The following is a 25,934-nucleotide window of genomic DNA, read 5'->3' as shown; positions in this document are numbered from 1 at the left end:
AATCACCACTCCCACGGTTCGGGAATCTTTGGCGTTTGGTGCGGCGTCAAAGTGAAAGGGCCATTCCAAGAGCTGGACGGGGTTGCGCTGTGATCTTCCGGTCCGGGCACCGGCTTGGGACGGGGAGCATCGGGCAATGTCGCCTCGTGCGCCTTGACCCGCTCGCGGTGCTCGGGCCATTGCTTCCACTCCTCATATTTGCGCCTGCGCTCTGGGTCCTCGATGTACGCAGTCAAGACCGCGTCGTTCTTCCTGCATTGCTCAATGGTCGCTCGGGCTTTGGCTACCTTCTCTTCGTAAATCGCCAGGGTGTCCCGGACGCCCAAGGCACGAGCCAACTTGGACATGATGGAGACCAGGGGACCGGGCGGGTCGGCTTCCAGCGCTCGGAGATGCTCCTTCCATTTCTTCGCCACTTCGCGCCCCTCTTTTCGCTTAGCGTGGGTCCGATTTACCTCACGGAAGGCCTGACGAAGGCCAAGGGAATTCGTGAGCTGCAATTTCCGCTGTTGGGCGTCCTCGCCCAATGGGCTAGCGCTGGGAACAGATGGCAGACGTGAATGACGCTCTTGGGGCACTTCCGCTTTGACAATCTGGTGCTCTTGGGTTGCCGCGCTTGCGGCGACCTGCAACGCTGCCTCCATTTGCGCGGCCGTTTTTTTCGACTCTTCCATGATGCGTTTGAGCAGGGGGCGCGCCTCCACAATCGCCAGGTTTTCCGCTTCCATAGCCTCGCGCAGTTCGCGGGGGGCGTTGACCGGAATATGAGCCGTGGGAATGTGTCCTTCGACTACCTCTGCAAACTTTCCTGCGTACACGTACCAGTCGGCACCGTTGGCCTTGGCGTGCTCGTTCATGATGCGGCAAACCTCCTCCCGCATGTTCTTCACTTCACCGGTCTTCATGTCGTCCAGGATGCGGGTCTTCTTGCCGAAGGTCATTTGCGAATCCACCTCTCTGGTGGTGAACAAAATATGGACATGGTCGTTCTGTCCATTGGCTGGGCGATGGATGGAAGCCATGACGGCAACCCCGTAACGGGAGACCAGCATTTCTGCCAATCCACGGACGCAAAGAAGGCGCTGCTCGTCTGTCCATTCATGCGGGAGAGGCACCATCAACTCGCGGGCAACAGCGGAGTTCTTCCGAGTCTCTGCCCGTTCGGCTTTGTTCCACAAGGTGCCGATATCGTCCATACCCATGTCAAGACCGGCAACACCGAACAGCTCGGTGCAGACGTGACCAGTCTTAGGGCGGTAGTCGTATTCCTCGCCTAGCTGCTCCTCGCTCAGCCGAGTGCAAGAGCGGTACGCAGCCGCTTCGACGGCGTTACGGCCCTTGGAGCGCTGAAAGACTTGCAGCGAAGGGGTAAACCAAGTGGCGAGGCTAGGCATAGCGCCCCCGGGGGCGTTTGCGAAGCAACGGGGTCCAGGGGCGCAGCCCATGGCGAACGCAAACTCGCAGAGTTTGCATAAGTGAGCCCTTGCAGGGGGCTGCTTGGGGGCTGGAACTGATTAACGCGCTAGGGATATTCACCCTATATAAATTAGCACAATCAAAAAGAAAGTGGTAATTTGATAGGAGAAAAAGGAGATTTATACCATGATGAATATAACAGCAATGAAAAAGCGATTGAGCCAACTCGATGCGCAAAAGGCTGCCCTTCTTGCGCAGGTATCCAGTACAGCAAGGAAAAATTCCGACGCTCGAAAATACGCAATCGGGGGAGCGCTTCTTAAATTAGCAACAACCGATGCAAGAGCAAATGAGGTCTTGCGAAAGGTTTGGGCCTTGAGCCAAAAAGACAAACCAAGGGCGTTTGAAGACGCTTCCATCCCCACGATTGAACATGCCAGCCTGACGACAAAATCCGTGGAGGCAAAATGAGTTCGTCTATCACATTTGATGTCATCTACGACCCCACGAAAGAGTTCCCCGTAAGCGGATATCACACTATCACGATTATCAGTGATAAAAAGTTCTATCTAATAAAGGTGCCAAGTGATTTAGCCGACGTTCTGCCGCCTTGGTCGGTGCTGAGGCTTAAACCGAACTCGGATTCAAGCCTGAGTCCGCATCCGGGTCAAGGTCAAACGTCTGAGGGTCAATCGAACGCATAGCAGTTCTATCGGAAACATTTTTGTAGCCGGGAGGCAAAATTTCGCCTGCTGCCTCCAACGATTTGAGATACAAAGCAAATTGACGATAGTCGGTAAAGCTCTCCCATTCACCATTACCGACTCTAACCAAATAAATTGGTCGGCCCTGCTCGTCGTGCTCATAACTTACTTCCACGGTAGCGTTCATAGAGCCCACTCAGGAAAACAAAAAATCCAAAGTTACTGGTCCGCTCGAATCTTCGGCGGCGCGACGCATTCTTTTTTTGCCAACAAGACCGGAAGCGTTATAGGCGAAAAAATTCACCCCCGGATAGTCCAGACGGTCTATCACCCGCTTCATGCTCCTAACAGAAAAAGCGCCGGTGTAGGTATCTGTGTGAACGTCGAACTGCCCACGGCCCGCCGTCATAGCATGGGCTACGGAGTGGCCAGCAAGGCGACGAAGAATCAGGGCCTCTGGGATGCGCTCCTTTATGGCCGTTTCTTCCGATACGCCCGAGGCATCCAAGATGGCTTGGGCCAGCGAACTGATGAACCGATGGCGGAACGAGTGAAACACCACATTCGGGTCTTCAATTTTCAAATAGTCCCGCAGGTATTTCGTGTTGAACCACTGGCTCGCAGCCTTCCCGTAACCGTCAGCCTTGGCTCGGTTTAGGTCGAACAGGTTGACCGCTCCGTCCTTGGCTGCCGCCTTCTTGCTTTGGCAATAGCCGATGAACCCCAAGTCGATGAGTTTTTGGTGCACCGGAATGATGCGGCGGCTTTCTTCGTTCTTGACGCTTTGGCCGTCGTCTTCCGCTGCCGTGATGTTCAGGAACCATAGACCTTCATCGTCCTGCCGAACATCGTCGGTGGTCAGTTGCGAAAGCTCATTGACGCGCGCTCCGGTGAACGCTGCCAAGTGGATGACCCAGTACTGATAGGAGCGGTTGTAAGCCCCATCCCGGTAGTAGTCTGACCCAAAGATTTGCTGCAATTCCTTCTGGGTGAAGGCGCGTCTGGATGCACCCTTGCGGGCCTGGGTTGTCTTCACCTTGAATCCCTCCAACAAGGTTGGGTTGACAGCGTACTGCCGTTTGCAAAACTCCAGAAAGTTGGCCGCAACGGTTAGGTAGCCATCCAAGGTGTTCTGCGTGATGGTCTGGGCTTGCTGACCATTCGCCCGGAAAAGCGATTTGGAGCGCACCCTCTGAATGAGCGTATCGAAGGGGAGTCCTCCAGCCCCTGGCAGCTTGTCGATGTTCTTGGGGAAGAACGCTAAGTCTTTGCGGTACTGCTCCAAGTCCAAAGGCGTGAGGGTGCCCACATGGCGAGCGCTGAATCGGTCGATGAAGGGTTTCAGGCGGGTGCGGATTTGGGGCACCTTCTTGACGCCGATTTCCTTTTCGGTAGCCCGGTCCTGCTCGTACTTCAAATACTCTTTGACCAACCGGCCCACGGTCTTTGCTGCCACAGGCGATAGGCGCCCTGGCTCGTTGATGGCTGGGGCATGGTCTGGCGTGGTCGGCTGATCGGAGGGCCTGTCCCATACCGCAATGTTCGAAGGTGCAATCCTTGCGGCGCCCCGGGTCACGTTCTCGATGAGCTGGTCCATGTTGCCCACATCCTGGGGGCCAAGGTCCGTCAGCTCAATGTCGAATCCCTGCCCCTTTATCTTCACCCCAAAGGGCATGGGCGGTACAGTTGGTTTTTTCATGCGCGCTTGAAGGAATGCAACCGCGCTGGCGCGCGAGACAGTTGCATTCTCCATCAAGAAGGCGTCAAAAAAAACCCGCAAATAGCGTGCTATCGCCTTAGCATGGCGCGGGTCCTTGGTGCCAGTAGAAAGTTTGAAGTCCCTGCAGTCGGCAAGAACTCTTTGTCGCGCAGGAACAACAAACCGCGCGTAGTAAACGCCGTTGCGAGATTTTTGAAGGTATGCCGAGGAAAGCATGCATGGGCTCCAAGTGTGCCCCTTCGTGTCTCCTCGCAGTGGTTGTGTAACAGCACCCTAAAAAATCCTTTAAAAACAACGAGTTATAAAAGTGGTGGAGCTGGCGGGAATTGAACCCGCGTCCGCAAGCCTTCGCCGGGCAGATCTACATGTTTAGCGTTCTGTTTTGAGTCTCGCCTCCCAAGTCGCGCAGGCGCACGCTACCTGGGATGCCAGCTTCCTTGGATCTTGCCACGTACTAAGAAGCCCAGCACGCAGCCAGCTGATGTGAATTCCCTTGCAGCCGGGAGGTATTGCTACCCCCTTGCCCAGCCCATCAGCGTGCTGTTGCAAGGCTCACCGGATTTAAGCGGCGAGTGCGAAACGTTCGTCGTTTGCAGTTAGTTTTTTTGAATGGAGATTTACGAGCGTCACTCAAGCTCGACATGCACCACACCGGTCCCGAACCCACGTCGAAACCAGGACAGCCCCAAGGCTCCTATCTTAGCCTCTTTCCAGCAGTTTCAAGAGCTCCAGCGGAGAATTGATTTGCGCATCCGCCTGCCAGTGCAAGGTGTCGCTGGCCGCACCAAGGTAGCCATAGCATGCAGCCACGGTCTTCATGCCCGCAGCCTTGCCTGCAACGATGTCGCGCTCATCATCACCCACATAGACAAAACACCGGGGAGGCAGGCCGATACGCGCGGCAGCTTCCAGCAACGGTGCTGGATGGGGCTTTGCGTGAGGCGTGGTGTCACCGCTGACGATAGCCCCCGCACTCGCGAAAAGCGGCATCTGCTGCGTCAGCGGGTCGGTGAAACGCATGGATTTGTTGGTGACCACACCCCAGGGCATGGATGCCGCCCGGAGCTGTGCGATCAGTTCCGGGACACCATCGAACGCATAGGTGCGTTCGGTCATGCACTGCTCGTAGTTGCGGAAGAACTCCTCGCGCATCTCCGGAAACTCCGGCGAGTCGGGCGTGAGCCCGAAGCCCACTCCCAGCATCCCCCGCGCCCCGGCGCCCGCCATGGGCCGATACCGCTCATAAGGAAGCGACTGCAGGCCACGGTCAATGCGCATCCTGTCTGCGGCCGCACCCAGGTCGGGCGCACTGTCGATCAAGGTGCCGTCCAGGTCGAACAGAACAGCTCGGACTTCTTGCCACATGCGGCCTACCCTTCTGCCCGGCGCGTTGCCAGCATGTAGTTCACCGACGTGTCCGCGCTGAGCCAGTAGCGCCCGGTGATGGGGTTGTGCTGCAGGCCCTTGCTGGCCTGCAGGTCAAGGCCGGCCTGACGGGCAAACATGGCGAGTTCGCTGGGCTGGATCAGCTTGGCGTACTCATGCGTCCCCTTGGGAATCATCTTGAGCAGGTACTCAGCCGCCACAATGGCCAGGCCAAAGGCCTTGGCGCTGCGGTTGATCGTGGAGAAGAACACCCAGCCTCCGGGCTTGACCAGCTCGGCGCAGGCCGCGACCACGGAAGCGGGATCGGGCACATGCTCCAGCATCTCCATGCAGGTCACCACGTCAAAGGAGCCCGGCTGTTCCTGGGCCAGACGCTCCACGCTGACTTCGTGGTAGTGGATGTTCGGCGTACCCGTTTCCAGAGCATGCAACTGGGCCACACGCAATGCCTTGGTGGCCAGGTCGATGCCCACCACCTCTCTCGCCCCCTTGCGGGCCATGGAATCGGCGAGGATGCCGCCGCCGCAGCCGACATCAAGCACCCTGAGGCCCTTCAAGGGAGCTTGCGCATCAATCCAGTCCAGGCGCAGCGGATTGATCTGATGCAGGGGTTTGAACTCACTTTCCGGGTCCCACCAGCGATGGGCCAGGCTGGAGAATTTCTCCAGCTCCGCCGGGTCGGCATTGACGTTGATTGCGTTGCTCATGGCTCGATTGTCGGTGATTGCGACGACCGTTCGGCCATAAAAAAAGCCCCGTTGCCGGGGCTTTTGCGGGAAGCAATCGAAAGATTACTGAGCGGCGCGGGTGCCGACCACTTCGATTTCCACGCGACGGTTCTTTGCGCGGCCTTCCTTGGTCTTGTTGTCGGCGATGGGCTGCTTTTCGCCCTTGCCTTCAGTGTAGACGCGGTTCTTTTCGATGCCCTTGGACACCAGGTAAGCCTTCACAGCTTCAGCGCGGCGAACCGACAGCTTCTGGTTGTAGGCGTCAGAGCCAACGGAGTCGGTGTGACCGACGGCGATGACCACTTCCAGGTTGATGCCCTTGACCTTGGAGGCCAGGTCATCCAGCTTGGCCTTGCCTTCGGGCTTCAGAACCGACTTGTCGAAGTCGAAGAAAGCGTCAGCAGAGAAGGTCACCTTGGAAGCCACGGCCGGAGCGGGAGCCGGTGCCGGAGCGGGAGCTGCCGGAGCGGGCGTCACAGCGGGAGCCACAGCGGCTGCCACAGGCTTCAGAGCACCGTCGCAGTCAGCTGCGGCAGTGGCGGGCGTCCAGTTGGCATCGCGCCAGCACAGTTCGTTCGTGCCGTTCTTCCACACCAGTTCGCTGGTGCCGTTTTGCCAGTTGTCGATGGTCTTGCCACCGTCAGCAGCCTTCACTTGTGCGCCAGCGGCCGTTGCGAGGGCGGCAGAGGCAAACAACATCGCCACTTTGTTCAGTTTCTTCATGGTTCTCCTCTTGGGGAAAAAGCCGCAGCAGGGCTGCGAATCTGTGGACGTCATCAGTGACCATCACCAAAAACGTTGAATTGATTGTGCCATACGTCACAAGCAGACGGACCGCCAAGCGGGCGCCAACAAGTAGGACAGCGGCGGAATTCCAGGGTTATGTTGCTCGGCTGCTACACGTCATTCGACCTAAAATGGGCCTTTTCCCGCCGTCAGAGTATCGCCACACATGACCCAGTTTGCTAAAGAAACCCTGCCCATCAGCCTCGAAGAGGAGATGCGTCGCAGCTATCTCGATTACGCAATGAGCGTGATCGTGGGCCGGGCGCTGCCCGATGCGCGAGATGGCCTCAAGCCTGTGCATCGGCGCGTGCTGTTCGCCATGCACGAGCTCAACAACGACTGGAACCGGCCGTACAAGAAGTCGGCGCGTATCGTCGGCGACGTGATCGGCAAGTACCACCCGCACGGCGACATCGCGGTGTACGACACCATCGTGCGCATGGCACAGGATTTTTCGCTGCGCCACATGCTGGTCGACGGGCAGGGCAACTTCGGTTCGGTGGACGGGGACAGCGCGGCGGCGATGCGTTACACCGAAATCCGCCTGTCCAAGATCTCCCACGAGATGCTGGGCGACATCGACAAGGAGACGGTGGACTACGGCCCGAACTACGACGGCAGCGAGCGCGAGCCGCTGGTGCTGCCTGCGCGGCTGCCCAACCTGCTGGTCAATGGTTCCTCGGGCATTGCCGTGGGCATGGCCACGAATATTCCTCCGCACAACCTCAACGAGGTGGTGGATGCCTGCCTGCACCTGCTGCAGACGCCTCAGGCCACCATCGACGAGCTGATGGAGATCATTCCCGCGCCTGACTTCCCCACGGCCGGCATCATCTATGGCATCAACGGTGTCAAGGAAGGCTACCGCACGGGTCGCGGACGCGTGGTGATGCGCGCCAAGTGCCACTTCGAGGACATCGATCGCGGCCAGCGCCAGGCCATCATCGTTGACGAGCTGCCCTACCAGGTCAACAAGAAGACGCTGCAGGAGCGCATGGCCGAGCTGGTGCACGAGAAGAAGATCGAAGGCATCAGCCACATCCAGGACGAGTCCGACAAGTCGGGCATGCGCCTGGTGATCGAGCTCAAGCGCGGCGAAGTGCCCGAGGTCGTGCTCAACAACCTGTACAAGCTGACCCAGTTGCAAGACACCTTCGGCATGAACATGGTGGCGCTGGTCGATGGCCAGCCCAAGCTGTGCAACCTGAAGGACTTGGTCGAGGTCTTCCTGCAGCACCGACGCGAAGTGGTCACGCGCCGCACGGTGTATGAGCTGCGCAAGGCGCGCGAGCGCGGCCATGTGCTGGAAGGCCTGGCGGTCGCGCTGGCCAATATCGACGACTTCATCGCCATCATCCGCAACGCGCCGACTCCGCCCGTGGCCAAGGCCGAGCTGATGACGCGCAACTGGGACAGCAAGCTGGTGCGCGAGATGCTCACGCGCACCCGCACCGATGGCGGCGTGGTCAACGCCGACGACTACCGCCCCGACGGCCTGGAGCGCGAATTCGGCATGCAGGCCGATGGCCTGTACCGCCTGTCCGAAACCCAGGCCCAGGAAATCCTGCAGATGCGCCTGCAGCGCCTGACCGGCCTGGAGCAGGACAAGATCGTCGCCGAGTACAAGGACGTGATGTCCGTCATCGAGGACCTGCTGGACATCCTGTCCAAGCCCGAGCGCGTGTCGGCCATCATTGGCGACGAGCTCAAGCAGATCAAGGCCGAGTTCGGCCAGAGCAAGGTCGGCGCCCGTCGCAGCACGGTGGAGTACAGCGCGCAGGACCTGTCCACCGAGGACCTGATCACGCCCACCGACATGGTGGTCACGCTCAGCCACACGGGCTACATCAAGAGCCAGCCGCTGTCCGAGTACCGCTCGCAAAAGCGCGGCGGACGCGGCAAGCAGGCCACGGCCACCAAGGAAGACGACTGGATCGACCAGCTGTTCATCGCCAACACGCACGACTACCTGCTGTGCTTCTCCAACCGCGGCCGCCTGTACTGGCTCAAGGTCTGGGAAGTGCCCGCAGGTTCGCGCGGCTCGCGCGGACGCCCCATCGTCAACATGTTCCCGCTGCAGGATGGCGAGAAGATCAACGTGGTGCTGCCGCTGACTGGCGAGTACCGCAGCTTCCCGGCCGACCACTATGTGTTCATGTCCACCAGCATGGGCACCGTGAAGAAGACGGCGCTGGACGAGTTCTCCAACCCGCGCAAGGCCGGCATCATCGCCGTGGGCCTGGACGAGGGCGACTTCCTGATCGGCGCAGCGCTGACCGACGGCAAGCATGACGTGATGCTGTTCAGCGACGGCGGCAAGGCCGTGCGCTTCGACGAAAACGACGTGCGCCCCATGGGCCGCAACGCGCGTGGCGTCAAGGGCATGAACCTGGAGGAAGGCCAGAGCGTGATCGCCATGCTGGTGGCCGAGGACGAGTCGCAAAGCGTGCTCACGGCCACCGAGAACGGCTACGGCAAGCGCACCTCCATCGTCGAGTACACGCGCCACGGCCGCGGCACCAAGGGCATGATTGCCATCCAGCAGTCCGAGCGCAACGGCAAGGTCGTCGCCGCGACCCTGGTGCATGCCGATGACGAAATCATGCTGATCACCGACACTGGCGTGCTGGTGCGCACCCGGGTCTCGGAAATCCGCGAACTGGGCCGCGCCACCCAGGGCGTGACGCTGATCTCCCTGGACGAAGGCGCCAAGCTCGGCGGCCTGCAGCGCATCGTTGAAAACGATGCCAACGAAGTCGAGGACGAGGCCACGGGCGAGGAGGCCGCAGGCGGCGACGAAGCCGCTGCCGAAGGCACGGGCGAGCCCGCCTGATGACCCAGCCGCCGCTGGGGCTGCCTCCCGCACCGGGAGCGCAGCCCCAGCGGCGGCCCAGATTTTTGACAGTTGCAGGCACCGCCCGAACTGGCGCCTGCGCGTGACTTGACAGTGAACTCCATGAACCGCCCTTACAACTTCTCCGCCGGCCCCGCCGCCATTCCCGCCGAAGTGCTGCAGCAGGCAGCCGCCGAAATGCTCGACTGGCACGGGTCCGGCATGAGCGTGATGGAGATGAGCCACCGCGGCAAGGAGTTCATCTCCATCTATGAACAGGCCGAGGCCGACCTGCGCGAGCTGCTGGCCGTGCCGCCCGAGTTCAAGATCCTGTTCATGCAAGGTGGCGGCCTGGCCGAGAACGCCATCGTTCCCCTGAACCTGTCGCGCGCAGGCACGGTGGACTTCGTGCTCAGCGGCAGCTGGAGCCAGAAGTCGGCCAAGGAAGCACGCAAGTACGTGGCCGACGCGCACATCGCTGCCAGCGGCGAGGACGGCAAGTTCACCGCCCTGCCCGCCCCCGAGAGCTGGCAACTGAGCCGCGGCGCCAGCTACGTGCACATCTGCAGCAACGAAACCATCCATGGCGTGGAGTTCCAGGAGCTGCCCGACCTGAAGGCGCTGGGCTGCGATGCTCCGCTGGTGGTGGATTTTTCCTCGCACGTGGCCTCGCGCCCCGTCGATTGGAGCCGCGTGGGCCTGGCGTTCGGCGGCGCGCAGAAGAACCTGGGCCCGGCCGGCCTGACCCTGGTCATCGTGCGCGAGGATCTGCTGGGCCACGCCCTGCCGGCCTGCCCTTCGGCCTTCGACTACAAGACCGTGGCCGACAACCAGTCGATGTACAACACGCCTCCGACCTGGGGCATCTACATCGCAGGCCTCACATTCCAATGGATCAAGCGCCAGACCGAAGGCGGCCTGACCGGCGTGGCCGCCCTGGAGGCGCGCAACATCGCCAAGGCCGACCTGTTCTACCAGTACGTGGACCAGTCCTCGTTCTACGTGAACAAGGTCGCTGCCAATTGCCGCTCGCGCATGAACATCCCCTTCTTCCTGCGCGACGAATCGCGCAATGACGCCTTCCTGGCCGGAGCCCGGGAACGCGGCCTGCTGCAGCTCAAGGGCCACAAGTCCGTCGGCGGCATGCGTGCCAGCATCTACAACGCCATGCCCATCGCTGGCGTGCAGGCGCTGGTGGAGTACATGCGCGAATTCGAACAGCGCAACGCCTGACCGACCCACACTCCCGTCCATGAGCACCACACCCCAAGCCTCTCCCGATCTGGCGCATCTGCGCGTGCAGATCGACGATATCGACCAGCAACTGCTGGATCTGCTGAACCGACGTGCCCGCGTGGCAGAGCAGGTCGGCGAGGTCAAGAAGCGTGAAGGCACGCCCTTCTTCCGCCCGGACCGCGTGGCCCAGGTCATCCAGAAGATCGAGTCCGCCAACCCCGGCCCGCTCAAGAACGGCCATGTCTCGGCCATCTGGCGCGAGATCATGTCGGCCTGCCTGGCGCTGGAGTCGCCCCAGCGCGTGGCCGTGCTGGGCCCGGCGGGCACGTTCTGCGAGGAAGCCGCCATCCAGTACTTCGGCGGCGCGGCCGATCTGATGTACTGCAACAGCTTCGACGAGGTGTTCCACGCCACGGCAGCAGGCAGCGCGCAGTACGGCGTGGTGGGCGTGGAGAACTCCAACGAAGGCGTGGTCACGCGCTCGCTGGACATGTTCCTGCACACGCCCTGCCACGTGGTGGGCGAGGTCAGCCTGCTGGTGCGCCACAACCTGCTTCGCAGCAGCAACACGACCGAGGGCATCGAGGTCGTGGCGGCTCACCCCCAGGCCCTGGCACAGTGCCAGGGCTGGCTGGCCAAGCACCTGCCGCATGCCGAGCGCCGCCCGGTGTCCAGCAATGCCGAAGGCGCCCGCCTGGCGGCGCTGCACCCCAACATCGCCGGCCTGGCCAGCGAACGCGCGGCCCAGCAATTCGGCCTGCACGTGGTGGCGCATGCCATCCAGGACGATGCCTACAACCGCACGCGCTTCGCCGTCATCTGCCTGCCGCACACGCTGGCCACGCCCTCGCCCAGCGGCCAGGATTGCACCAGCATCATCATCTCCGTGCCCAACCGCCCAGGCGCCGTGCATGACCTGCTGGTGCCGCTGAAGAGGCACGGCGTGTCGATGACGCGCTTCGAGTCGCGCCCCGCGCGCACCGGCCAGTGGGAGTACTACTTCTACATCGACCTCGAAGGCCACCCGGCCCAGCCCAACGTGGCCAGCGCGCTGGAAGAGCTGCGCGGCCTGTGCGCCTTCTACAAGGTGCTGGGCACCTACCCGGTATCCAAGTGATGCAGCCCTTTGAACAACTGGGGCTGATCGGCTGCGGCCTCATGGGCGGCTCGTTCGCCCTGGCGCTCAAGCAGGCAGGGCTGGTCAAGCGCGTCGTGGGCTACAGCAAGTCGCCTTCGACGACCGAACGCGCTCGCCAGATGGGCGTCATCGATGTGGAGGCCCCCTCTGCCCTGCTGGCCGCTGCCGGTGCGGACCTGGTGCTGCTGGCCGTGCCCGTGGCAGCTACCGAGGCCACGCTCAAGTCCATCAAGCACCTGGTCACGCCCGAGATGATGATCATGGACGTGGGCTCCACCAAGGTCGATGTGGTGCATGCCGCCCGCTCGGCCCTGCGCGACCAGCTCGGCTCCTTCGTGCCGGCCCACCCCATTGCAGGCAAGGAAGTCTCGGGCGTCGAGCACTCCGACCCCCAGCTGTACAAGGGCGCACAGGTCATCCTGACGCCCACCGAACGCACGCTGACCGACCACCTGCAAAAGGCCCGCTCCCTGTGGGAGCTGCTGGGCTGCCGCGTGCGCGCCATGTCGCCCGAAGCCCACGACAGCGCCTTTGCCACGGTCAGCCACCTGCCGCATCTGCTGGCCTTCGCCATGATGCAAAGTGTGATCACCCAGCCCGACTCCGATGACGTGCTGTCCCTGGCCGGCCCCGGCTTCCGCGACTTCACGCGCATTGCCGCAGGCGATCCCAAGATGTGGCGTGATGTGCTGCTGGCCAACAGCGAGCAGGTTCTGGCACAGTCGCGCCAGTTCCAGCAGGCGCTGCAGCAACTCGAATCCCTGATCCAGGCCAGTGACGGACAAGGTCTTGAAGACCGCCTGACCCTGGCCAGCGCCGCGCGCGCCCACTGGCGCCTGGGCGCCCCGCGCCGCTGACGCGCAATGCAGGGCAAGCGCCAGACGCAAGCCCGGCGCACCCAAAGCGCTCCTGTGCATTGCGGCCGGCGCGGCCGCAATGCCTCCCGACAGCCTGTTTGCCTCCGAATTGCCATGTTCAGTACCGCCTTCCTCGATCTCCCTCCCCTCTCCCGCGCGCAGGGCACGGTGAGCCTGCCGGGCTCCAAGAGCATCTCGAACCGCGTGCTGCTGCTCGCGGCGCTGAGCCAGGGCACGACCGTGGTCCACGACCTGCTCGACTCGGACGACACGCGCGTCATGCTCCGGGCCCTGCAGCAGCTGGGCTGCACGGTGGAGCCCGCGACCATCACCCTCGGCCAGCCCGTGCGCATCACCGGCCTGGGCGGCATCCTGCCCCCTGGCACCAGCGCCGAACTGTTCATGGGCAACGCCGGCACGGCCATGCGGCCGCTGACTGCAGCCCTGTCCGTGCTGGGCGGCGACTTCAAGCTCAGCGGCGTGCCGCGCATGCATGAGCGCCCCATCGGCGATCTGGTCGATGCGCTGCGCCAGCTCGGCTGCCGTATCGACTACCTGGGCAACGAGGGCTTTCCCCCGCTGCACATCCGCCAGCCCGATTTCTCGCAGCTGCCGCACAGCCCCATCCAGGTGCGTGGCGATGTCTCCAGCCAGTTCCTGACCTCGCTGCTGATGGCGCTGCCGCTGCTGGCCAGCACGCGCGACATCACCATCGAAGTCGTGGGCGAGCTGATCTCCAAGCCCTACATCCACATCACGCTGGAATTGCTGGCCCGTTTCGGCATTGCCGTGCACAACGAGAGCTGGCAGCGCTTCACCATCCCGGCCGGCAGCCGCTACCGCTCGCCGGGCGAGATCCATGTCGAGGCAGACGCCTCGTCGGCCAGCTACTTCATCGCACTGGGCGCCATCGCCTCGGACAGCGCCGAAGGCATCCGCATCCTCGGCGTAGGGCTGGACTCCATCCAGGGCGATATCCGCTTTGTCGAGGCCGCGCGCGCCATGGGCGCCGAGGTGGAAGGCGGCCCCAACTGGCTGCGCATCCGCCGTGGCGCATGGCCGCTCAAGGCCATCGACCTGGACTGCAACCACATCCCCGATGCCGCCATGACGCTGGCCGTCATGGCCCTGTATGCCGATGGCACGACCACGCTGCGCAACATCGCAAGCTGGCGTGTCAAGGAAACCGACCGCATCGCGGCCATGACCAAGGAGCTGCGCAAGCTGGGCGCCGACGTCGAGGAAGGCGCGGACTACATCCGCATCACGCCGCCCGCGTCCACCGCCGCATGGCGTGCGGCCAGCATCCACACCTACGACGACCACCGCGTGGCCATGTGCTTCTCGCTGGCGGCCTTCAATCCGGCCGCCCTGCCCGTGCGCATCGAAGACCCCAAGTGCGTCGCCAAGACCTTCCCCGACTACTTCGAGGCCCTGTTCTCGGTCTGCGAGACGGCCCGCGCGCGCATTCCCGTGATCTGCATCGATGGCCCCACGGCCTCGGGCAAGGGCACGATTGCCGCCGAGGTCGCCCAGGCCCTGGGCTACCACCTGCTGGACTCGGGCGCGCTGTACCGGCTCACGGGGCTGGCCGCATCGCGCGCCGGCCTGGTGCTTGACGAACCGCATGCCCAGCAGATCGCCGTGCTGGCGCGCGAGCTGCCCGTGCGCTTTGACGCAGAGCAGCGCATCTGGCTGGGCGACGAGGATGTCACCCTCATCCTGCGCAGCGAGGAGTCGGGCATGAACGCCTCGCGCGTCTCGGCCCTGCCTGCCGTGCGCGACGCACTGGTGGACCTGCAGCTGTCCTTCCAGCAGCTTCCGGGGCTGGTTGCCGACGGCCGCGACATGGGCACGGTGATCTTTCCCCATGCTCCCCTCAAGGTCTATTTGTCGGCCTCCGCCGCCTGTCGCGCCGAGCGCCGGCATAAGCAGTTGATTTCCAAAGGAATTGCCGCTAACATAAGCGCCCTTCGGGCTGACCTTGAAGCACGCGATGCGCGGGACATGAACCGCAGCGTTGCACCGCTCAAGCCCGCCCAGGATTCCATGCTGCTTGACAGCTCCGAGCTCTCCATCGAAGAGGTGGCAGAGCAGGTGCTTTCGTGGTGGCAGGAACGCCAGCCGTTCGGCCGCGACTGATTGCCAGTTGCGCCGCACGGCCGGCAACCCGCCCTCCGGGCCCAGACATGGCGGCACCGCCCCGTGTACGGCCCGAGGTTCATAGACTCCAACACCGTGGTTGAACCCACAACACCTCCGCAAGCAGTCCTAGAAACGCCTGGCAATAGTGCCGGCGGAAACCTGTTTGCGGGCAAGGAAATACATGTCTGAATCTTTTGCCTCCCTGTTTGAAGAATCGCTGCAACGCACGGAAATGCGTCCTGGCGAGGTCATCACCGCTGAAGTCGTGCGCGTCGAGCACAACTTCGTCGTCGTGAACGCTGGCCTGAAGTCGGAAGCCTACGTGCCAATCGACGAATTCAAGAACGACCAGGGAGAAATCGAAGTCCAGGTGGGCGACTTTGTGTCGGTCGCCATCGGCTCGATCGAAAACGGCTACGGCGACACCATCCTGTCGCGCGACACCGCCAAGCGCCTGGCCTCGTGGCTGGCTCTGGAAAAGGCCCTGGAATCGGGCGAATTCGTGACCGGCACGACCTCCGGCAAGGTCAAGGGCGGCCTGACGGTGCTGGTCAACGGCATCCGTGCCTTCCTGCCCGGCTCGCTGATCGACACCCGTCCGATCAAGGACCTGACTCCGTACGAAAACAAGACGATGGAGTTCAAGGTCATCAAGCTGGACCGCAAGCGCAACAACGTGGTGCTGAGCCGCCGCGCCGTGGTCGAAGCCTCGATGGGCGAAGAGCGCGCCAAGCTGATGGAGACGCTGAAGGAAGGCGCCATCGTTCAAGGCGTGGTCAAGAACATCACCGAATACGGTGCGTTCGTGGACCTGGGCGGCATCGACGGCCTGCTGCACATCACCGACATGGCATGGCGCCGCGTGCGTCATCCCTCGGAAGTCGTGCAGGCTGGCCAGGAAATCACCGCCAAGATCCTCAAGTTCGACACCGAGAAGAACCGTGTCTCGCTGGGTCTGAAGCAAATGGGCGACGACCCGTGGATGGGCGTTTCGCGCCGCTACCCCTCGAGCACCCGCCTGTTCGGCAAGGTCACGAACATTGCCGACTACGGCGCGTTCGTCGAGCTGGAACCCGGCATCGAAGGCCTGGTGCACGTCTCCGAAATGGACTGGACCAACAAGAACATTGCTCCGACCAAGCTCGTGACCCTGGGTGACGAAGTCGAAGTCATGGTGCTGGAGATCGACGAAGACAAGCGTCGCATCTCGCTGGGCATGAAGCAGTGCAAGGCCAACCCCTGGCAAGAGTTCGCGCAAAACACCAAGCGCGGCGACCGCGTCAAGGGCCCGATCAAGTCGATCACCGACTTCGGCGTGTTCGTGGGCCTGGCTGCCGGTATCGACGGCCTGGTGCACCTGTCCGACCTGTCCTGGAACGAGCCCGGCGAAGCCGCCGTGCGCAACTACAAGAAGGGCCAGGAAGTCGAAGCCATCGTGCTGGCCGTGGACGTCGAGCGCGAGCGCATCTCCCTGGGCATCAAGCAGCTGGACAGCGACCCCTTCACAACGTTCGTGACCGTGAACGACAAGGGCCAGATCGTGTCGGGCAAGGTCAAGACGGTGGACGCACGTGGTGCTGAAATCGACCTGGGCGAAGACATCATCGGTTACCTGCGTGCTTCGGAAATCGCCGTGGACCGCGTGGAAGATGCCCGCTCGGTGCTGAAGGAAGGCGACGAGATCACCGCCGTGGTGGTCAATGTGGATCGCAAGACCCGCAACATCCAGCTGTCGATCAAGGCCAAGGACCAGGTTGACCAGCAAGAAGCCATGGCTTCCCTGTCCGCCCAGTCGGCCAAGGAAAACGCCGGCACGACCAGCCTGGGCGCCCTGCTGCGCGCCAAGCTGGACAACTCCGACAAGTAATCAGCAGCCAGCCTGCTGACCGCTGAAGGTCGGATGCGACGGGTGCCTCCGGGCGCCCGTCGCCATTTCAACCCCTGATTCCTATCCTTGATGACCCGATCCGATCTCGTCGAAGAACTCGCAGCCCGCTTTGGCCAACTGAGCCAGCGCGATGCCGAGCAGGCCGTCAAGACGATTCTTGACGCCGTCAGCGATGCCCTGGTGCGCGGCCATCGCATCGAAATCCGCGGCTTTGGCAGTTTCTCGGTCAACCATCGCCCGCCCCGCATGGGCCGCAATCCCCGCAGTGGCGAGGCCGTCCACATTCCGTCCAAGCGCGTGCCGCACTTCAAGCCCGGCAAGGCCCTGCGCGAAGCCGTGGACCTGCGCCCCGGCGCAGTCATCGATACAGACAACACAGGCTCCGGCACAGGCACCGGCCCTGCCGCCTGAAAGTCGGCTGACCGGCTGCGCGCGCCGCAGCCGCCCTCTCCGCCAGGCTCTAGAATCGTTCCCGTCACACAAGGGAACACATGAAGTACTTCCTGTGGCTGCTCAAGGCGGCCATTTTTTTTACGCTGTTCGCTTTCGCGCTGAACAACCAGCAGGACGCGACGGTGCACTTCTTCTTCGGCACCTCCTGGACTGCGCCACTGGTACTGGTGGTGCTGGCCGCCTTCGCGCTGGGCCTGATCGTGGGCGTTCTGGGCATGGTGCCGCGCTGGCTCAAGCACCGCAACGCCGCACGCTCGACCCAGGCTGCGGTGCCTGCCACGGCCGAGGCACCGGCAGCGGCCACGGCGCCCAAGACCGCCCCATCCCCCATCCTGCCGGGCGACGTGCATGGAATTTGATCTGAGCTGGATATTGCTGGGCCTGCCCGTGGCCTTCGTGCTGGGCTGGCTGGCCTCGCGCTGGGACCTGCGGCAGATTCGCGCCGAAAACCGCCAGGCACCCAAGGCCTATTTCAAGGGCCTGAACTTCCTGCTCAACGAGCAGCAGGACAAGGCCATCGACGCCTTCATCGAAGCAGTGCAGAACGACCCCGACACCTCGGAACTGCATTTCGCCCTGGGCAACCTCTTCCGCCGCCGTGGCGAATACAACCGCGCCGTGCGCGTGCACGAGCACCTGCTGTCGCGCGGCGACCTCAGCCGCGTGGACCGCGACCGTGCCCAGCATGCGCTGGCCCAGGACTTTCTGAAGGCAGGGCTGCTCGATCGTGCCGAGGACGCGCTGCGCCGCCTGGAAGGTACGGCCTTCGAGGCCGAGGCCCGCCTGGCACTGCTGGCCATCTACGAACGCTCGCGCGACTGGACACAGGCCGCCGCCATTGCTCGCCGCATGCAGGATGCCAGCCAGGGGGACTTCAGTGGCCGGCTGGCCCACTACCTGTGCGAAGACGCCCAGTCCTTGCTGGCCCAGGGCCAGCAGTCCGAGGCGCTGCAGCGGCTGCAGCAAGCCATCGCCACCGCACCCCAGGCCGCACGCCCGCGCCTGGAGCATGCCCAGTTGCTGCACCGCATGGGGCAATCGGCCCAGGCCTTGCATACGCTGGAGAGCCTGGCCGAGCAATCCCCCGCCGCGCTGCCGCTGGCAGCCCAGCTGCTGGTGGACATTGCAGCCGCCACGGGCCAGCGCCAGCACATCCATCAACTGCTCAGCCAGCAGTACGAGCAGGCACCCTCGCTGGATCTGCTGCAGGCGCTGGTCGCGCTGGACGCTCAAATTGAAGCACACGGCAACGATCGTGAAACCAGGGCACCCGGACGCGCACGCCTGGTCCAGCATCTGGACAGGGAGCCCTCCCTGGTGGCCGCCGCGCAGTGGCTGGCCGGCGAGAAGCTGGCCGAGGAGCAATACCACCCGGCCGTGCAACGCGCGCTGGACCACGCAGCCAAGCCACTGACCCGCTACCGCTGCGCGGCCTGCGGCTTCGAGGCGCGCCAGCATTTCTGGCATTGCCCCGGCTGCCAGAGCTGGGACAGCTATCCGGCCCGGCGCGTCGAGGAACTGTGATCCGGGGCAGCGGCGGAAAGCAGCCGCATCCCCTGCATCGCGTCACCCCCATTGGCAAACACGGCACGGACGGTGTATTTTCAGAGTATTCCTAGAAACCGCCTTGGCAGGCGCATGGCCATTGGCTTTGGACACTTTCGGCCCTGCCTGCTCGGGCCTGCCGGCCTCCTTCACCGCCTAGCCGCACGCCAAGGCCCTGCATAAGATGCCTCTGGGTCGCAATGTTGCGGCCCTCAACATTTTGGGATCAGGAGGTTTGTATGTTCAGAAAACTGATGACTGGCTTCATTGCACTGCTGTGGTCCGTGATGGCCTTGGCTGCGGTGGAAGTCAACAAGGCGAATGAAGCCGAACTGACGTCCATCAAGGGCATTGGCCCGGCCATGTCGGCACGCATTCTCGAAGAGCGCAAATCCTCCGCCTTCAAGGACTGGCCCGATTTCATTGCCCGGGTCAAAGGCGTGGGCGAACCGACCGCCGCAAAGCTCTCGGGTGACGGCCTGACGGTCAACGGCAGCAGCTACAAGGGCAAGGGCGCCAAGCCCGATGCCAAGGACACGACAGCCAAGGGCGCCAAGCCGACCAAGGACCAGGCCACCAAACCGGCCACGCCAGCCAAGGCCGGCGCGGCCTCCTGAGTACGCCAACTGTCTCTATCCAACCCGCTTCGGCGGGTTTTTCATGCGTACTACCCTCGGGGTATGCGCGGCCATAGCCTGAAACATGCTCAGGTTTTCATAGCGAAGCAAAAAACCTTGCCCGTAAAATGAACCGCCCATGCCCCTGATCACCCTCATCCTCCTACCCTTTATCGGCAGCCTGATTGCCGCAATGCTGCCCGCCAATGCGCGCAATACGGAGTCAACGCTGGCCGGCGTCATCGCCCTCGGCTGCGCCATCCAGACTGCATTGCTGTTCCCCCAGATCGCCGATGGAGAGGTGTTGCGCCAGGAGGTCGAGTGGCTGCCGGCCCTGGGGCTGAACCTGGTGATCCGCATGGACGGCTTCGCCTGGATGTTCTGCATGCTGGTGCTGGGCATCGGTTCGCTGGTGGTACTTTATGCGCGCTACTACATGTCGCCGGCCGATCCCGTGCCGCGCTTTTTCTCGTTCTTTCTGGCCTTCATGGGCGCAATGGCTGGCGTGGTGCTGTCGGGCAACATCATCCAGATTGCCTTCTTCTGGGAGCTGACCAGCCTTTTCTCCTTTCTTCTGATCGGCTACTGGCACCATCGCAAGGATGCGCGCCGGGGCGCGCGCATGGCGCTGACGGTGACGGGAACGGGCGGCCTGGCCATGCTGGCGGGCATGCTGGTGCTGGGCCACATCGTGGGCAGCTATGACCTGGACAACGTGCTCGTGGCCGGCCAGCAGGTACGTGACCACCAGCTGTACCTGGTCGCCCTGGTGCTGATCCTGTTGGGCGCACTGACCAAGAGCGCGCAATTCCCCTTCCACTTCTGGCTGCCGCACGCCATGGCCGCACCCACGCCGGTGTCGGCATATCTGCACTCCGCCACCATGGTCAAGGCCGGCGTCTTCCTGCTGGCGCGCATGTGGCCCGTGCTGGGCGATACCGATGCCTGGTTCTGGCTGGTGGGCGGAGCCGGCGCGGCAACGCTGCTCATCGGCGGCTATCTGGCCATGTTCCAGCACGATCTCAAGGGATTGCTGGCCTATTCGACGATTTCCCACCTGGGCCTGATCACGCTGCTGCTGGGCCTCAACAGCAAGCTGGCCGCCGTGGCTGCGGTGTTCCACATCATGAACCATGCGACCTTCAAGGCCTCGCTGTTCATGGCCGCAGGCATCGTCGACCATGAAAGCGGCACGCGCGACATCCGCCGGCTCTCGGGCCTGCGGCACATGATGCCCATCACGGCCACGCTGGCCTGCGTGGCCAGCGCGGCCATGGCGGGCGTGCCGCTGCTCAACGGTTTCCTGTCCAAGGAGATGTTCTTCGCCGAGACCGTCTACCTGGACGCCGCCCCCTGGGTGCGCACTGCCCTGCCGGTGGCCGCCACGGTGGCGGGCATGTTCAGCGTGGCCTATTCGCTGCGCTTCACCATCGACGTCTTCTTCGGCCCCAAGGCAACCGACCTGCCGCACGAACCGCACGAGCCGCCGCACTGGATGCGCGTGCCCGTCGAGCTGCTGGTGCTGGCCTGCCTGGTCGTCGGCATGCTGCCGGCGTGGGCCGTGGGCAGCTTCCTCGCAGCAGCCGCCACGCCCGTGGTAGGCGGCGATCTGCCCGAGTACAGCCTGGCCATCTGGCACGGCTGGAACATGCCCTTGATCATGAGCCTTGTGGCGCTGATCGGCGGCATCCTGCTGTACATGCTGCTGCGCTGGCAGCGCCAGGCCGGCCATATGGATACCGCGCCGCTGGTGGGCACGATCAGCGGACAGCGTGTTTTCGAGAACCTGCTGGCCCGCCTGTCGCTGCTGGGCCGCTGGTCGCGCCGGCGCCTGTCCACCATGCGTCTGCAGTGGCAGATGCTGTGGCTGGTCTGCACCGCCGTGCTGGCCGGCGCTCTGCCGCTGTGGCTGCAAGGCATCAAGCTGGGCGACCGGGGCATGCTGCCGCTGTCGCCCGCCTTCGTGATGCTGTGGGCCGTGGGCATTCTCTGCGCCCTGGGCACGGCATGGAAGGCCAAGTACCACCGGCTGACGGCGCTGATCATGCTGGGCGGCGCGGGCCTGTGCACCTGCCTGACCTTCCTGTGGTTCTCGGCACCCGATCTGGCGCTGACCCAACTGGTCGTCGAGGTCGCCACCACGGTGCTGATGCTGCTGGGCCTGCGCTGGATGCCCAAGCGGGACAAGAGCCTTCACATTCCCGTGCTGTCCGCCGAGCTGCGCGCCCGCTCGCGCCGCATGCGCGACCTGCTGCTGTCGCTGGTGGCCGGGGGCGGCATGGCCTGGCTGGCCTTCGCCATGATGAGCCGCCCCTTCTATGACGGCGCCTCCACCTTCTTCCTGGAACATGCGCTCAGCGATGGCGGCGGCACCAATGTGGTCAACGTGATGCTGGTGGATTTCCGGGGTTTCGACACCTTCGGCGAAATCGTGGTTCTGGGCATCGTGGCCCTGGTCGTCTATGCGCTGCTGCGGCGCTTTCGCCCGGCGCGCGAGACGCTGGACCTGCCCGAGCAGCAACGCTACATGCCTGGTGACCTGCAGACCGATCTGTTCAATCCGCGCAATGCCGGCGATACGGCCGTGGGCTACCTGATGGTGCCCGCCGTGCTGGTGCGCCTGCTGCTGCCTTTTGCGGCCCTGGTCTCGGTCTACATCTTCATGCGCGGCCACAACGAACCCGGCGGCGGCTTCGTGGCCGGCCTGGTGTTCTCCGTCGCCTTGCTGATGCAATACATCATCTCCGGCACGCAGTGGGTCGAGGCCCACCTGCCGATCTTCCCGCGCCGATGGATCGGTGTCGGCCTGCTGTTCGCACTGGGTACCGGCATGGGCTCCATCGTGGCCGGCTATCCCTTCCTCACCAGCCACACCTTCCATATGACCCTGCCAGTCGTCGGCGACGTGCATCTCGCCAGCGCCCTGTTCTTCGACATCGGCGTGTTCTCGCTGGTGGTAGGCGCGACCATGCTCATTCTGACGGCCATCGCCCACCAATCTGTGCGCAGCCACCGCTACCACGCCCGCCTGCTGGAGGAGCAGCAACAACAGGCCGAAGAGGCCGAAGCCGCCGTGCAGCAGGCCACCGCTGCAGCGCTTGCACGAGGAGGTTTCTGATGGAAGTCGTGCTTGCCATTGCCATCGGCGTACTGACCGGCTCGGGCGTGTGGCTGCTGCTGCGCCCACGGACCTACCAGGTCATCATGGGCCTGGCCCTGCTGTCGTATGCAGTCAACCTTTTCATCTTCAGCATGGGCCGCCAGGGCCTGGCCATAGACAAGGAGCCCGTGCTGCGCGCCGGCGTGCCGCAGGATCTTGCGCACTATGCCGACCCCATGCCCCAGGCGCTGGTGCTCACGGCCATCGTGATCGGCTTTGCCATGACGGCGCTGTTCCTGGTGGTGCTGCTGGCCTCGCGCGGCACCACGGCCACCGACCATGTGGACGGAGCCCATTCCCGCACCGAGCAGGAGATGCCATGAACGAGCTGACCGCCCGTCTCATGCCGCACCTGATGCTGGCGCCCATCGTGCTGCCCATGCTCTCGGCAGCGCTGATGCTGCTGCTGCGCGAAGAGCGCCAGCGCCTCAAATTCGCTCTTGGACTGGTCTCCACCCTGCTGGGCCTGGGCGTGGCCGTGATGCTGATGCTGTGGACCGACCAGGCCGGCGCACCCGTCAACCTGGGCGTCTACATGCCGGGCAACTGGCCCATGCCCTTCGGTATTTCGCTGGCGCTGGACCGCCTGACCGGCATGATGCTGGTGCTGACCTACACGGTGGCCCTGGCCTCGCTGGTCTTCTCCAGCGCCCGCTGGCACCGCGCGGGGATGCACTTTCACTCGCTGTTCCAGTTCCAGCTGATGGGCCTGAGCGGTGCCTTCCTCACGGCGGACCTGTTCAACCTGTTCGTGTTCTTCGAGATCATGCTCGCGGCCTCCTACGGACTGGTGCTGCATGGTTCCGGCCGGGCGCGCATCCAGGCGGGCCTGCACTACATCGCCATCAATCTTGCGGCCTCGTCGCTGTTTCTCATCGGCGTGTCCATGCTCTACGGCCTGACCGGCACGCTGAACATGGCCGACCTGGCACGTGCCATCCCCCAGGTCAGCAGCGCCGACCGCGGGCTGCTGCATTCGGCCGCTGCCATCCTGGGCATTGCCTTCCTGACCAAGGCGGCCATGTGGCCGCTGAACTTCTGGCTGGTGCCGGCCTACAGCGCAGCCACCGCTCCCGTGGGCGCAGTGTTCGCCCTCATGACCAAGGTGGGCGTCTACGTGGTGCTGCGGCTGTGGACGTTGCTGTTCAGCTCCGAGGCCGGCGCCTCCGCCCTGTTCGGCAGCACCTGGCTGATCGTCGGCGGCATGCTGACCATGGCCTTCGGGGGCCTGGGCATGCTGGGCTCGCAGCGGCTGACGCATATCGCGGGTTTTGCGGCCATCCTCTCGTCGGGCACCCTGTTGGCCGCTTCGGGCTTTGGCCAGAACGCGCTGACGGCGGGGCTGCTGTACTACCTGCCCAGCTCCACCCTGGCCGTGAGCGCGCTCTTCCTGATTGCCGACGTGGTGGACCGCTGGCGCGTGGACGACGACGCGGGCGAGCCCTATGAGGACGATGAGGCGCCCTTCCTCAATGCCGAGCTGCTTCCCACCGAGGGGTTCAACCTCGACGAATCCGAAGAGGTGCTGATCGGCCGCGCCATTCCCGCCGCGGCCGCCTTCATCGGCCTGAGCTTCATGCTGGCCACGCTGGTGGTCACCGGCCTGCCCCCGCTGTCGGGCTTCGTGGGCAAGTTCGCCATGCTGTCTGCCCTGCTCAACCCGCTGGGCCTGGGCAACTCCAGCGGCTTCCAGGCCGGCTGGGCCGGTTGGTTGCTGGTGGCGCTGATGATCATCACCGGGCTGCTGGCCCTGCTGTCGCTGGTGCGCGCCGGCATACGCCACTTCTGGGCGAGCGAGGAGCAGAACTCGCCCTCGTTGCGCGTGACCGAAGGCCTGCCCATCGCCGTGCTGCTGGCCTGCTGCGTGGCACTCACCGTGCGCGGTGGCGAGCTGATGGGCTACACGCAGCGTGCGGCCGATGCGCTGCTGGCGCCCGATGTCTATGTGCGCTCCGTCATGGGCACGCAGCCGGAGCCCAGCCCGGCAGAAAAGAAGGCCCGGCTGCAAGCCGGCCCCGAAGGCGCAGCGCGCGCAGCAGCCCAGGCCAGCGGCGCGCCCATACCCGCTGGCATAGGCGATGCAGGAGCAACCGCCGGCAAGGAGGAGTCCCGATGATGAAAACCCTGCTGCCCGCGCCGCTGCTGTCGGTGGCGCTGTTCCTGCTGTGGCTTCTGCTCAACCGCTCGTTCAGCAGCGGCCAGATCCTGCTGGGCGCCTTGCTGGGCCTGTTGCTGCCGCTGCTGCTGCGCGGCCTGCGTCCCTTGCCCGTGCGCGTGCGCCATCCGCTGACCATCGTGCGCCTGGGGCTGCGCGTGGTCTGGGACACCTCCGTGTCCAACTTCAATGTCGTGCGGTTCATGCTGTTTCCGGGCATGCGCAAGCACCCGGCCAACTTCGTGCGCATCCCTCTGGAACTGCGCGATCCCAACGGCCTGGCCGTGCTCGCCATGATCGTGTGCATCACGCCCGGCACGGCCTGGGCCGAGATCTCGCGCGACCGCTCCCAGCTCATGCTGCATGTGCTGGAGGTCGATGATCCCGAAGAGATCGTCCAGCACGTCAAGCGCTCCTACGAGCGCCCCCTGATGGAGATTTTCGAATGATGCCCTGGTTCCACTGGACTTTGATGTTCGCGCTGGGCCTGCTGGTCGCCGCCATGGGCTGCGCCGTGCTGCGCCTGCTCAAGGGTCCGCACGCCCAGGACCGCGTGCTGGCGCTGGACTGCATGTACCTGAACGGCATGCTGGCCATGCTGCTGATGGGCATCATCTACGACAGCACCAGCTATTTCGAGGCGGCCTTGCTGGTCGCGCTGTTCGGCTGCGTGGGCTCCACGGCCATGGCCAAGTTCCTGCTGCGCGGCGAGGTGATCGAATGATGCCGGAAACCACCACGCTGCCGCTGTGGTGCCAGATCCTGGTGGCCGCGCTGGCGCTGGGCGGCGCCATCATCGCCTTCCTCGGCTCCATGGGACTGTGGCGTCTGGGCAGCTATTTCGAGCGCGTGCATGCGCCTTCCATCATCGCTACCATGGGCTGCTGGCTGATCATGCATGCCACCTGGATCTACTTTTCCGTCAGCGGCCAGAGCCTGGCCGTGCATGCGCTGCTGATTGCGGTCTTCATTTCGGTGACCGTGCCCATCACCACCATCTTCCTGATGCGTGCAGCCCTGTTCCGGGCACGCCGCGCAGGCCAGGACGTGCCGCCGCCGCTGAGCAGCGTCGTGCGCAACGAGCCGGTCGAACACCCGGACGTCTGAAGCGCAACCGGGCCTGAAATCCCCGCCGATGCGGGCGGGCGGGCAAAAGCCCTGTCCTCA

Annotated in this window: 23 protein-coding genes and 1 other RNA gene; 17 read left to right on the top strand and 7 right to left on the bottom strand. The window is 63.8% G+C overall.

What is annotated here, in order from left to right; translation table 11 throughout:
* Nucleotides 1–2: 2 nt before the first annotated feature.
* Nucleotides 3–1,394, bottom strand: a complete 1,392-nt coding sequence (locus tag ACFPFG_RS29235; RefSeq protein ID WP_380109395.1) for a MobA/MobL family protein — start codon at nucleotides 1,392–1,394, stop codon at nucleotides 3–5.
* A gap of 208 nt (nucleotides 1,395–1,602) precedes the next feature.
* Here ACFPFG_RS29235 and ACFPFG_RS29230 point away from each other — a divergent pair, with 208 nt between their 5' ends.
* On the top strand, nucleotides 1,603–1,887 hold the full coding sequence (locus ACFPFG_RS29230) for a hypothetical protein (protein WP_310636249.1): 285 nt from the start codon (nucleotides 1,603–1,605) through the stop codon (nucleotides 1,885–1,887).
* 156 nt (nucleotides 1,888–2,043) lie between these two features.
* Here ACFPFG_RS29230 and ACFPFG_RS29225 read toward each other — a convergent pair whose 3' ends face one another.
* From ACFPFG_RS29225 to ompA, 6 genes are all read right to left on the bottom strand, one after another.
* Nucleotides 2,044–2,307, bottom strand: coding sequence for a hypothetical protein (locus ACFPFG_RS29225; RefSeq protein WP_310636248.1), 264 nt, complete (start codon nucleotides 2,305–2,307; stop codon nucleotides 2,044–2,046).
* A 9-nt stretch (nucleotides 2,308–2,316) separates the two neighbouring features.
* Nucleotides 2,317–4,056, bottom strand: coding sequence for a DUF6538 domain-containing protein (locus tag ACFPFG_RS29220; protein ID WP_380109393.1), 1,740 nt, complete (start codon nucleotides 4,054–4,056; stop codon nucleotides 2,317–2,319).
* Nucleotides 4,057–4,148: 92 nt separating this feature from the next.
* Nucleotides 4,149–4,527, bottom strand: a transfer-messenger RNA (tmRNA) gene (ssrA, locus tag ACFPFG_RS29215).
* 12 nt (nucleotides 4,528–4,539) lie between these two features.
* Entirely contained in the window at nucleotides 4,540–5,205 is a 666-nt protein-coding gene (locus ACFPFG_RS29210) for an HAD family hydrolase (protein ID WP_183019734.1), read from the bottom strand.
* A 5-nt stretch (nucleotides 5,206–5,210) separates the two neighbouring features.
* On the bottom strand, nucleotides 5,211–5,933 hold the full coding sequence (gene ubiG / locus ACFPFG_RS29205) for a bifunctional 2-polyprenyl-6-hydroxyphenol methylase/3-demethylubiquinol 3-O-methyltransferase UbiG (RefSeq protein WP_183019733.1): 723 nt from the start codon (nucleotides 5,931–5,933) through the stop codon (nucleotides 5,211–5,213).
* 84 nt (nucleotides 5,934–6,017) lie between these two features.
* Nucleotides 6,018–6,677 carry an outer membrane protein OmpA gene (gene ompA, locus ACFPFG_RS29200; protein WP_183019732.1) on the bottom strand — a complete coding sequence of 220 codons (660 nt, stop codon included), beginning with the start codon at nucleotides 6,675–6,677 and terminating at the stop codon, nucleotides 6,018–6,020.
* Between the two features lie 229 nt (nucleotides 6,678–6,906).
* On the opposite strand from ompA, the gene gyrA reads away from it, so the two are divergent.
* From gyrA to ACFPFG_RS29120, 16 genes are all read left to right on the top strand, one after another.
* Nucleotides 6,907–9,573, top strand: coding sequence for a DNA gyrase subunit A (gene gyrA, locus ACFPFG_RS29195; protein ID WP_380109390.1), 2,667 nt, complete (start codon nucleotides 6,907–6,909; stop codon nucleotides 9,571–9,573).
* A 123-nt stretch (nucleotides 9,574–9,696) separates the two neighbouring features.
* Nucleotides 9,697–10,806: a 3-phosphoserine/phosphohydroxythreonine transaminase gene (gene serC, locus ACFPFG_RS29190; protein ID WP_012206519.1), complete on the top strand. Its 1,110-nt coding sequence runs from the start codon at nucleotides 9,697–9,699 to the stop codon at nucleotides 10,804–10,806.
* 19 nt (nucleotides 10,807–10,825) lie between these two features.
* Nucleotides 10,826–11,926: a prephenate dehydratase gene (pheA, locus tag ACFPFG_RS29185; RefSeq protein ID WP_013801628.1), complete on the top strand. Its 1,101-nt coding sequence runs from the start codon at nucleotides 10,826–10,828 to the stop codon at nucleotides 11,924–11,926.
* Complete coding sequence (locus ACFPFG_RS29180) at nucleotides 11,926–12,804, top strand: prephenate dehydrogenase (RefSeq protein ID WP_380109387.1); 879 nt, start codon at nucleotides 11,926–11,928, stop codon at nucleotides 12,802–12,804. Before pheA ends, ACFPFG_RS29180 begins: the two co-directional genes overlap by 1 nt.
* A 114-nt stretch (nucleotides 12,805–12,918) precedes the next feature.
* A complete protein-coding gene (locus ACFPFG_RS29175) occupies nucleotides 12,919–14,946 on the top strand; it encodes a bifunctional 3-phosphoshikimate 1-carboxyvinyltransferase/cytidylate kinase (RefSeq protein WP_380109386.1) in 2,028 nt (675 codons plus the stop codon).
* 166 nt (nucleotides 14,947–15,112) lie between these two features.
* Nucleotides 15,113–16,816 carry a 30S ribosomal protein S1 gene (gene rpsA, locus ACFPFG_RS29170; RefSeq protein ID WP_288124655.1) on the top strand — a complete coding sequence of 568 codons (1,704 nt, stop codon included), beginning with the start codon at nucleotides 15,113–15,115 and terminating at the stop codon, nucleotides 16,814–16,816.
* 90 nt (nucleotides 16,817–16,906) lie between these two features.
* The gene (locus tag ACFPFG_RS29165; protein ID WP_063325833.1) at nucleotides 16,907–17,248 is read left to right on the top strand and encodes an integration host factor subunit beta; all 342 of its coding nucleotides are present in this window, start codon (nucleotides 16,907–16,909) and stop codon (nucleotides 17,246–17,248) included.
* Between the two features lie 80 nt (nucleotides 17,249–17,328).
* A complete protein-coding gene (locus ACFPFG_RS29160) occupies nucleotides 17,329–17,649 on the top strand; it encodes a LapA family protein (RefSeq protein WP_312378448.1) in 321 nt (106 codons plus the stop codon).
* On the top strand, nucleotides 17,639–18,814 hold the full coding sequence (gene lapB, locus ACFPFG_RS29155) for a lipopolysaccharide assembly protein LapB (RefSeq protein ID WP_312378450.1): 1,176 nt from the start codon (nucleotides 17,639–17,641) through the stop codon (nucleotides 18,812–18,814). Before ACFPFG_RS29160 ends, lapB begins: the two co-directional genes overlap by 11 nt.
* A gap of 260 nt (nucleotides 18,815–19,074) precedes the next feature.
* Nucleotides 19,075–19,452 carry a ComEA family DNA-binding protein gene (locus tag ACFPFG_RS29150; protein WP_197955810.1) on the top strand — a complete coding sequence of 126 codons (378 nt, stop codon included), beginning with the start codon at nucleotides 19,075–19,077 and terminating at the stop codon, nucleotides 19,450–19,452.
* 139 nt (nucleotides 19,453–19,591) lie between these two features.
* Complete coding sequence (locus ACFPFG_RS29145) at nucleotides 19,592–22,570, top strand: monovalent cation/H+ antiporter subunit A (protein ID WP_374617389.1); 2,979 nt, start codon at nucleotides 19,592–19,594, stop codon at nucleotides 22,568–22,570.
* A complete protein-coding gene (locus ACFPFG_RS29140) occupies nucleotides 22,570–22,935 on the top strand; it encodes a Na+/H+ antiporter subunit C (RefSeq protein WP_012206529.1) in 366 nt (121 codons plus the stop codon). Before ACFPFG_RS29145 ends, ACFPFG_RS29140 begins: the two co-directional genes overlap by 1 nt.
* Nucleotides 22,932–24,728, top strand: coding sequence for a monovalent cation/H+ antiporter subunit D (locus ACFPFG_RS29135; protein ID WP_183019725.1), 1,797 nt, complete (start codon nucleotides 22,932–22,934; stop codon nucleotides 24,726–24,728). Before ACFPFG_RS29140 ends, ACFPFG_RS29135 begins: the two co-directional genes overlap by 4 nt.
* Nucleotides 24,725–25,216, top strand: coding sequence for a Na+/H+ antiporter subunit E (locus ACFPFG_RS29130; protein WP_016450497.1), 492 nt, complete (start codon nucleotides 24,725–24,727; stop codon nucleotides 25,214–25,216). The genes ACFPFG_RS29135 and ACFPFG_RS29130 overlap by 4 nt, the downstream gene beginning before the upstream one ends.
* Nucleotides 25,213–25,491, top strand: a complete 279-nt coding sequence (locus ACFPFG_RS29125; protein WP_012206532.1) for a K+/H+ antiporter subunit F — start codon at nucleotides 25,213–25,215, stop codon at nucleotides 25,489–25,491. Before ACFPFG_RS29130 ends, ACFPFG_RS29125 begins: the two co-directional genes overlap by 4 nt.
* Nucleotides 25,488–25,874: a monovalent cation/H(+) antiporter subunit G gene (locus ACFPFG_RS29120; protein WP_183019724.1), complete on the top strand. Its 387-nt coding sequence runs from the start codon at nucleotides 25,488–25,490 to the stop codon at nucleotides 25,872–25,874. Before ACFPFG_RS29125 ends, ACFPFG_RS29120 begins: the two co-directional genes overlap by 4 nt.
* Nucleotides 25,875–25,934: the final 60 nt, after the last annotated feature.

This window comes from Delftia deserti, from assembly GCF_042653485.1.
Lineage (GTDB): Bacteria > Pseudomonadota > Gammaproteobacteria > Burkholderiales > Burkholderiaceae_C > Comamonas > Comamonas acidovorans.
Note: the sequence above shows the minus strand (reverse complement) of the source record. Positions and strands in the feature narration are given on the sequence as shown.